9 protein-coding genes are annotated in these 8,158 nt (G+C 67.3%); 7 read left to right on the plus strand and 2 right to left on the minus strand.

The window, feature by feature from the left end; all coding sequences use genetic code 11:
* From hpnA to hpnE, 7 genes are all read left to right on the plus strand, one after another.
* A partial coding sequence (gene hpnA / locus VLA96_08380; protein HSE49206.1) for a hopanoid-associated sugar epimerase occupies positions 1-933 on the plus strand: 933 nt, incomplete at its 5' end.
* Positions 926-1,648, plus strand: a complete 723-nt coding sequence (locus VLA96_08385; protein HSE49207.1) for a hypothetical protein — start codon at positions 926-928, stop codon at positions 1,646-1,648. The genes hpnA and VLA96_08385, both read left to right, overlap by 8 nt.
* A 2-nt stretch (positions 1,649-1,650) precedes the next feature.
* Positions 1,651-2,766, plus strand: coding sequence for a zinc-dependent dehydrogenase (locus VLA96_08390; GenBank protein HSE49208.1), 1,116 nt, complete (start codon positions 1,651-1,653; stop codon positions 2,764-2,766).
* Positions 2,767-2,781: 15 nt separating this feature from the next.
* On the plus strand, positions 2,782-3,834 hold the full coding sequence (locus VLA96_08395; protein HSE49209.1) for a zinc-binding dehydrogenase: 1,053 nt from the start codon (positions 2,782-2,784) through the stop codon (positions 3,832-3,834).
* Positions 3,835-3,962: 128 nt separating this feature from the next.
* A complete protein-coding gene (hpnC, locus tag VLA96_08400; protein ID HSE49210.1) occupies positions 3,963-4,880 on the plus strand; it encodes a squalene synthase HpnC in 918 nt (305 codons plus the stop codon).
* Positions 4,877-5,773 (plus strand): phytoene/squalene synthase family protein, encoded by an 897-nt coding sequence (locus tag VLA96_08405; GenBank protein HSE49211.1) that lies wholly within the window; start codon positions 4,877-4,879, stop codon positions 5,771-5,773. Before hpnC ends, VLA96_08405 begins: the two co-directional genes overlap by 4 nt.
* Positions 5,770-7,182 carry a hydroxysqualene dehydroxylase HpnE gene (gene hpnE / locus VLA96_08410; protein HSE49212.1) on the plus strand — a complete coding sequence of 471 codons (1,413 nt, stop codon included), beginning with the start codon at positions 5,770-5,772 and terminating at the stop codon, positions 7,180-7,182. Before VLA96_08405 ends, hpnE begins: the two co-directional genes overlap by 4 nt.
* 16 nt (positions 7,183-7,198) lie before the next feature.
* Here hpnE and VLA96_08415 read toward each other — a convergent pair whose 3' ends face one another.
* Both VLA96_08415 and VLA96_08420 read right to left on the minus strand, forming a co-directional pair.
* Complete coding sequence (locus VLA96_08415) at positions 7,199-7,579, minus strand: EamA family transporter (GenBank protein ID HSE49213.1); 381 nt, start codon at positions 7,577-7,579, stop codon at positions 7,199-7,201.
* A complete protein-coding gene (locus VLA96_08420; GenBank protein HSE49214.1) occupies positions 7,576-8,019 on the minus strand; it encodes an EamA family transporter in 444 nt (147 codons plus the stop codon). The genes VLA96_08415 and VLA96_08420 overlap by 4 nt, the downstream gene beginning before the upstream one ends.
* Between the last annotated feature and the right edge of the window lie 139 nt (positions 8,020-8,158).

The raw sequence follows: 8,158 nt of genomic DNA on the forward strand, positions 1-8,158 counted from the left end.
CGCCTGCTCGTCCGCAAGTCGAGCCGCACGGAGCTCATCGACGCGCTCCGGCACGAGCGCGTGGTCGGTGATCTGACGGACCCGGAGTCGCTGAAGAAGGGAATGGCGGGCTGCGACGCCGTCTTTCACGTCGCCGCCGACTACCGCCTCTGGATCCCCGACCCGGACGCGATGTACCGCGCCAACGTAGAAGGCACGCGCGCGATCCTCCGGGCGGCGCAGGAAACGGGCGTGCAGCGCGTGGTGGTCACCTCCAGCGTGGCGACGATGGGCTTCGCCTCGAATGGCACGCCGTGCGATGAAGCCTCGCCCGTGTCCGAAGCCGAGATGATCGGCCACTACAAGCGCTCCAAGTTCCTGGCCGAGCAGGTGGCGCTGGAGGCCGGGAAGTCAGGCGCGCCGGTCGTGCTGGTGAACCCGACCGCGCCGGTGGGAGAACAGGACATCAAGCCCACCCCGACGGGGCGCATCTTGCTCGACTTCCTCAAGGGCAAGTTCCCGGCCTACGTCGACACCGGGCTGAACGTGGTGGATGTGCGCGAGGTCGCGCGCGGGCACCTGCTGGCCTACGAACGCGCGAAGCCCGGAGAGCGCTATATCCTGGGCGGTGAGAACCTGACGCTCAAACAGTTGCTCGACAAGCTCTCTGCCATTTCGGGAATCCCTGCCCCCACGCGCAAGGTGCCGCACGGCGTGGCGCTCGGCTTCGCCTATCTCGATGAGTTTTTTACCGGCCGGCTGATGAAGCGCGAGCCGCGGGCGACCGTCGACGCGGTCCGAATGGGGAAGAAGAAAATGTTTGCCTCGTCGGCCAAGGCTGAGCGCGAGCTCGGCTGGCGTATCGTCCCGGTAGATGATGCGTTACGTCGCGCTCGCGAGTGGTTCCAGGCCCACCGTTACCTGGACCTGCCAAAGGCGGCGGCCAGTGGCTAAGAAACTGGCCATTGTCGCCGCCCTCGAGCGCGAGGTCGCTCCGCTGGTGCGCGATTGGGACCTCAACGTCGTGCAGCACGGGCCGCGCCAGTTCCACATTCGCGAGCACCAGGACGTCCTCATCATCTGTTCGGGCGTCGGGCCAGCCGCCGCTCGCACCGCCGCCGAGATCCTGCACAAGCACGCCAAGGGCGACCTGGCGGGCTTCATCTCCGCCGGCTACGCGGGAGCGCTCACACCCGAGCTGAAGGTGGGCGACGTGGTGCAGCCGGAGCGCGTGATCTCGCCGGAGGGCGGGCAGCTTCCGGCGCACGGCGACGACGGCATCCTGGTCAGCGCGGTGGAGATCGCGACCCCGGAGCACAAGAAGCGCCTGGCCGAGCTGCACAGCGCCAAGGCAGTGGACATGGAAGCGCACGCGGTCGCCGACTACGCCAGCGTGCACCATCTGCCGTGCGTGGTCATCAAGGTCATCTCCGACGAGCACGATTCCGAGCTGCCGCCGGTGGAGCAGTTCGTCGACCCGGCCGGCCGCTTCAAGTCTTCCAGCTTCGCCATCCACGCGCTGGTGCGCCCCTGGCTGTGGCGCAAGGTGATCCGCCTGGGGCGCGACACCTCGCTCGCCAGCCGTGCCCTTTGTGATGCCCTGCGCGAGGCCATCCAGGCACATGCGCGCGGCGAGCTTTACAATAAGAGCAAGGGTCCCGCCCGCTAAGCATGGCCGTTTCCGCAGAACCACAGCGCAGCTCCGTCCCCGCCGCCGTTCCCGCGACGATGACCGCGGCGGTCTACCGTGCGCAGAATGAGGTGCGGGTCGAGACGGTGCCGGTGCCGAAGCTCGAGCGCGGCGAACTGCTCCTCCGCGTCCACACCTGCGGCATCTGCGGCACCGACCTGAAGAAGATCTCCACCGGCTCGCACTCCGCCCCCCGCATCTTCGGCCACGAGACCGCCGGCGTGGTCGCCGCCCTGGGCGAAGGCGTCACCAGGTTCAAGCTGGGCGACCGCGTGATGGCCTTCCACCACATCCCCTGCGGACGCTGCTACTACTGCGAGCGCAAGGTCTTCGCCCAGTGCCCGGTCTACAAGAAGGTCGGGACGACCGCCGGCTTCGAGCCTTCCGGCGGCGGCTTTGCCGAATACGTCCGCGTGATGGACTGGATCGTCGAGCAAGGCGTGGTCCGCATTCCCGACCACGTCAGCTTCGAGCAGGCCGCCTGGATCGAGCCGGTCAACACCTGCATGAAGGGGATCGAGACTCTGAAGCTGCAGAAGGGCGAGACGGTCTTCGTCATCGGACAGGGGCCCATCGGTATCGTGTTGGCAGCATTGGCCAAACGCGCCGGAGCCCGTGTCATCACTTCCGATTTGCACCCACCGCGGCTTACAATGAGTAGAAGCTTCGGCTTGCTGGAAACCATCGAGGCGGGGCGTGAAGACGCCGTCGCCGCGGTGTGCGCCCGGACCGAGGGTCGGGGCGTGGATGCGACCATCGTGGCCGTGGCCGGGAACTCGTTGATCCAGCCTGCTTTGGATGCAACGCGTCCTGGCGGCCGGGTCATGTTGTTCGCCCAGACGGTGCGCAGCGAGGCCCGGTTCGACCCGGCTTCGGTGTGCGTGGACGAGAAGGCGCTGCTGGGTTCCTACAGCGCGTCGGTCGACCTGCAGGAGGAGTCGGTCCGCTTCGTGTTTTCCGGCGAGATGGACCTGGCCAGACTGATCAGCCATCGCTTTGCGCTGGCGCAGTCGGTGGAAGCGCTCGAGCTGGCTGCCAAGCCGCAGCCCGACTCGATGAAGATCGTGATCCAGCCCGGCATGGGCTGGGGGAAATAGGGAAGCCAGAGCGAGATGAGCCACGGAACGATGACCGCCGCCGTCCTCTACGGCAAAGAGGACGTGAAGATCGAGAAGGTGCCGATCCCGCGCGTGGAGCAGGGCGAGGTCCTGATCAAGGTCCAGGTCGCCCTGACCTGCGGCACGGACCTCAAGGTCTACCAGCGCGGCTACCACGCGCGCATGATCGTGCCGCCGGCGCTGTTCGGGCATGAGCTGGCCGGCAGCATCGAAGAGGTGGGCGAGGGCGTCCGCGGCTTCCGCAAGGGACAGCGCGTGGTGGCGCTCAACTCCGCGCCCTGCGGCCGCTGCTTCTATTGCTCCAAGCACCAGGAGAACCTCTGCGAGGACCTGCTGTTCATCAACGGCGCCTACGCGGAGTACATCAAGATCCCGGCGCGCATCGTCGCCAAGAACATGCTCGAGATCCCCCAGGGCGTGAGCTACGAAGCCGCGGCGATGACCGAGCCGCTCGCGTGCGTCATCCGCGGGCTGCACGCCACCAACGTCCAGATCGGCGACACCGTCGTGGTCATCGGCGCCGGCCCCATCGGGCTGATGATGCTGCAGGCCGCCAAGCTCGCCGGCACCAACGTCATCGCCGTCGTGAAGCGCGACGGCCAGGTCGCCGCCGCGCGCAAGTTCGGCGCCGACGAGGTGGTGCAGATCACCAAGGTCGCAGACCCCATAGCCGCCGTGAAGGCGCTCACCGCCTCCGGCCGCGGCGCCGACGTCGTGATCGAGGCCGTCGGCCGCCCTCAGGCGTGGGAGTGGGCCGTCGAGATGGTGCGCAAGGGCGGCACCGTCAACTTCTTCGGCGGCTGCGCCTCCGGCACCAAGGTCCCCATCGACACCAACCGCCTGCACTACTCCGAGATCACCCTCAAGGCCACCTTCCACCACACGCCGGAGAACGTGCGCAAGGCCTTCCGCCTGATCGCGGAAAAGAAGATCAAGCCCACGGACTACATCACCGGAGAGGCGCCGCTCTCGCGCCTGCAGCAGGTGCTGCGGCACATGCTCGACCGCGGCTCCGAGATCAAGACCGCCATCATCCCGGGACACTGAGGTTCTTTCGAAGGGGCGCGGCTTCAGCCGCGCCGTTAAGCCGCCCAATTTGGACCGAGAGCCCCTTTAGGGGCGGCACCAAACTAGCGAGGGCGTGAGCCCGAGCGAATAGGGCTACGATAACGACTGTGAGCGCGCAGGCAGACATCGGTTTCGCGGGACTTCCCGCCAGCTACGCCATCCCCGAGCAGGCCCCCTCGCTCGCCGAGGCGCTGCGCTACTGCGAGCGCCTGGCGCGCTCGCACTACGAGAATTTCTCCGTCGCCACGTTCTTCCTGCCCAAGCGCCTGAGGCAGCACTTCTTCAACCTCTACGCCTACTGCCGCATCTCCGACGACCTGGGCGACGAGGTCGCCGACAAGCGCGAGGCGCTGCGCCTGCTCGACGAATGGGAGGGTGAGCTCAACGCCTGCTACGAGGGCGCGCCACGGCACCCGGTGTTCGTCGCGCTGCGCGAGACGGTGCGCGAGCTCGATGTGCCCAAGCAGCCCTTCGCCGACCTGCTCGTCGCCTTCCGCAGCGACCAGCGGACCTCGCGCTATGAGACCTTCGCGCACGTGTTGCACTACTGCCGCTACTCCGCGAATCCCGTCGGGCGGCTGGTGCTCTACCTCTGTGGGTATCGCGACGCCGAGCGCCAGCAGCTCTCCGACCACACCTGCACCGCGCTCCAGCTCGCCAACTTCTGGCAGGACGTGCACCGCGACTTCCTCAAGGGGCGCATCTACCTGCCGCTCGAGGACCTGCGCAAGTACAAGGTCTCGGAAGACGACATCGCGCAGCGCCGCGCCACGCCGCAGTTCTTGGAGATGATGAGGTTCGAAGTGCTGCGTGCGCGCGAGTGGTTCGAGCGCGGCCTGCCGCTGGCCGGCATGGTCGACAAGGAGCTCGCCACCGACATCGAGCTCTTCACCCGCGGCGGCCAGGAGATCCTGAACGCCATCGAGCGCCAGGGCTTCGACGTCCTGAAGCAGCGCCCGGTCATCTCCAAGCCGCGCAAGCTCTCGCTCGTCTTCCGAGCGGGCGCGAGGAAGCTTTTCGCGTGAGCGTGCAGAACCAGCTCGACCACGCCTACGCCATCTGCCGCGGCGTCACGCGGACCTCCGCCAAGAATTTCTTCTACGCCTTCCTCGTTCTCCCGAAAGAGAAGCGCAACGCGCTGTGCGCTGTGTACGCCTTCATGCGGCACGCCGACGACCTCTCCGACGACGCGGCGCTTCCTGTGGAAGAGCGCTGGAACAAGCTCCAGGACTGGCGCGAGCAGTTTCACCTCGCGATGCAGGGCCGCCCCACCGACGACCCCGTCCTGCTCGCACTCGCCGACGCGCAACGGCGCTTCCACATCCCGCTCGAGCTGTTCGACCAGCTGGTGCAGGGCACGCTGATGGATCTGAAGCAGTCGACCTCGGGGCCGCTCACGTTCGCGACCTTCGACGACCTCGCGCGCTACTGCTACCACGTCGCCTCGGTCGTCGGGCTCATCACCATCAAGATCTTCGGCTACCGCGACCCCAAGGCGGAGCCGCTCGCCGAGCGCACCGGCATCGCGTTCCAGCTCACCAACATCATCCGCGACGTGCGGGAAGACGCCCTGCTCGGCCGCGTCTACCTGCCGCAGGAGGACCTGGCGCGCTTCGGCCGGCAGGCGGGCGAGCTCGCGCCCGAGCGGCTCGCCAACGGCTTCCAGCCCGCCGGCTGGGCGGATATCCTGCGCTTCGAAGCCGATCGCGCCCGCGAGTTCTACCGCGCCGCCGACGAGCTCATCCCGCTCATCGACGAAGACTGCCAGCCCGCCCTCTGGACGCTCGTCACCATCTACCGCAGCCTGCTCGACAAGATCGCGCTGCGCCAGTACGACGTCTTCCAGGAGCGCGTGCGGCTCACCGTGCCGGAGAAGGTCAAGATCCTCACCAAGGGATTCGTCCGCCGGCTCGCATGACGGACGCAAGCAAGCAGCCCACAGTCACGGTCGTCGGCGGAGGTCTCGCGGGCCTTTCTGCCGCTTGCGCGCTCGCCGATTCCGGATTCAAGATCACCCTCCTGGAGCGCCGCCCCTATCTCGGCGGACGCGCGTCCTCCTATGAGCACCCCGGCACCAGCGAGACGGTGGACAACTGCCAGCACGTGCTGCTCGGCTGCTGCACCAACCTCATCGACTTCTACGGCCGGCTCGGCGTGCAAGAGAAGATCCGCTGGTACGACGAGCTGACGTTCGTCGAGCCCGGCGGGCGGCAGTCGAAGATCCGCCCGTCGTTCCTGCCGGCGCCGCTGCACACGCTGCCGTCGTTCGCCGCCGCGCACTCGCTCTCTGCCGGCGACAAGCTCGCCATCTCGCGCGCGATGCTGAGCCTCATCACCGGCCTGCCGGAGGATTCGGAAGAGGACTTCCTCTCCTGGCTGCGGCGCCACGGGCAGACGCAGCGCGCCATCGACCGCTTCTGGAAAGTCGTGCTGGTGAGCGCGCTCAACGAAGAGCTCGACCGCTCCAGCGTCTACTACGCCGCACAGGTCTTCCGCGAGTCGTTCCTGAAATCCGCCGAAGCCGGCCGGATGGGCGTGCCGTCGGTGCCGCTCAGCGAGCTCTATGGCGTCGCCGCCGACTACCTCCGCGCGCGCGGCGGGCAAGTGCGGCTGCGCAGCTCGGCGGAGAAGTTCGAAGCCAGCGGCGCCGGCACGCGCGTCATCGGCGCCGGCCAGGAACTGGCGAGCGATTACCTCGTGCTTGCCGTCCCGTTCGACGTGCTGCAGAAGATGCTGCCCGCCGAGCCGGCCTCCGAGCCGCTGCACCACGCCCTCCGCCAGTTCGAGCACTCGCCCATCACCGGCATCCACTTCTGGTTCGACCGCCAGATCACCGACCTCGACCACGCCGTCCTGCTTGACCGCACCATCCAGTGGATGTTCCACAAATCCAAGTTGCTGTCTCGCGAAACGGGAAACGGGAAACGGGAAACGGGTTCCTACGTGGAACTGGTCGTCAGCTCCTCCAAGGACCTGGTCGAGAGATCGAAGCAGGACATCCTCTACCTCGCGCTGCGCGAGCTCGCCGAGTTCTTTCCGGCGGTCGGCAACGCGCAGGTGCTCAAGCAGACGGTCATCAAGGAAGTCCACGCGACCTACTCCGCCAAGCCGCTTTCGGATGCGTATCGCCCGCCCGCCCAGACCGGATGGCCGCGCGTCGTCCTCGCCGGCGATTGGACGGCGACCGGCTGGCCCGCCACCATGGAAGGCGCGGTCCGCTCCGGCTACAAAGCGGCGGAAGAGATTGCCCGCGCCGCCGGCAGGGGCGCGAAGTTCCGCGTGCCCGACCTGCCCGCCAGTGGATTCATGCGTTGGTTTAAGAGTTAGCCGGAAGCGACAGAGACTACAGCGCCAGCAGCGCTACGCCTGCGCACACGCACAGGGCCGCCGCCCAGCGGCGCGCGTCGACGGCTTCGTGCAGGAAGAACTTTGCCGCGATCGCGTTGGTGACGAACGAGAGCGACGCCGCCGCCGGCGCGACCATGCTCACATCCGCCCAGCTCAGCGCGAACAGCAGCGAGAAGAACGCCACCGCCATCGCCATCACACCCGCCACGAACCACTTGTTGGTCGTGACCTTCTTCACGCAGGCGAAGAACCCCTGCTGGTCCCAGAGCTCGCCGAGGTCGCCGACCTGCTTCATCGCCTTCGCCGTCAGGACGTCGCCCGCGGTCGAGGCCACCACGATCACGCCGATCGCCGACCACGTGGTTGCCACGCTCATCGCGGCACCTCGTGGTGCCGGTGGTGCTCGGCTTCTTCGTGGACGATCTCGGCCGTCTCGGGCATGGGCGTGAGCGCCGGCCCGCGCGTCACGAACCCCACGCCCGCGGTGATGAGCAGGATTCCCAGCCAGCGCGTCACGGTGACGTTCTCATGCAGGAACCACTGCGAGAGCAGCGCGAGCAGGACGTAGTCGAGCGCGGCCGCAGGTAGCACGAACGTCAGGTCCGCCCAGGTAAGCGCCGTGAGGTAGCAGGCAAAGAAGATGAGCAGGAAGAAGATGCCGCCGGCGACCCAGGGATTCAGGATGGCGGCGACCACGCTGCCGAGCTCGTGCAGCTCGATCTGCGGCATGGTCTTCATGCCGCGCGCCAGCAACACGTCGCCGACCGCGCCGGAGACGATGATGCCCGCTAAGACCAGGTACTTCTTCAGATCCATGCCGGGAGCCTGGTGCTGACCTCTCTGAAATGTCGTGAATCAGGTGGAAGAGCGGGCCTTCAGGCCCGCGTCAGAGGTACCCCAAACCCGTTCGGGGCTTTAGCCCCGGCCTGGTCGAAGGACTACGCTTCCGCCGCCG

This window comes from Terriglobales bacterium (assembly GCA_035457425.1).
Classification (GTDB): Bacteria; Acidobacteriota; Terriglobia; order Terriglobales; family Acidobacteriaceae; genus JACPNR01.

Excerpts from the sequence above, each read along its gene's own strand:
- VLA96_08390 (HSE49208.1), top strand. The coding sequence starts at position 1,651 with ATGGCCGTTTCCGCAGAACCACAGCGCAGCTCCGTCCCCGCCGCCGTT.
- VLA96_08395 (HSE49209.1), top strand. The coding sequence starts at position 2,782 with ATGAGCCACGGAACGATGACCGCCGCCGTCCTCTACGGCAAAGAGGAC.
- hpnE (HSE49212.1), top strand. The coding sequence starts at position 5,770 with ATGACGGACGCAAGCAAGCAGCCCACAGTCACGGTCGTCGGCGGAGGT.
- VLA96_08415 (HSE49213.1), bottom strand. The coding sequence starts at position 7,579 with ATGAGCGTGGCAACCACGTGGTCGGCGATCGGCGTGATCGTGGTGGCC.
- VLA96_08420 (HSE49214.1), bottom strand. The coding sequence starts at position 8,019 with ATGGATCTGAAGAAGTACCTGGTCTTAGCGGGCATCATCGTCTCCGGC.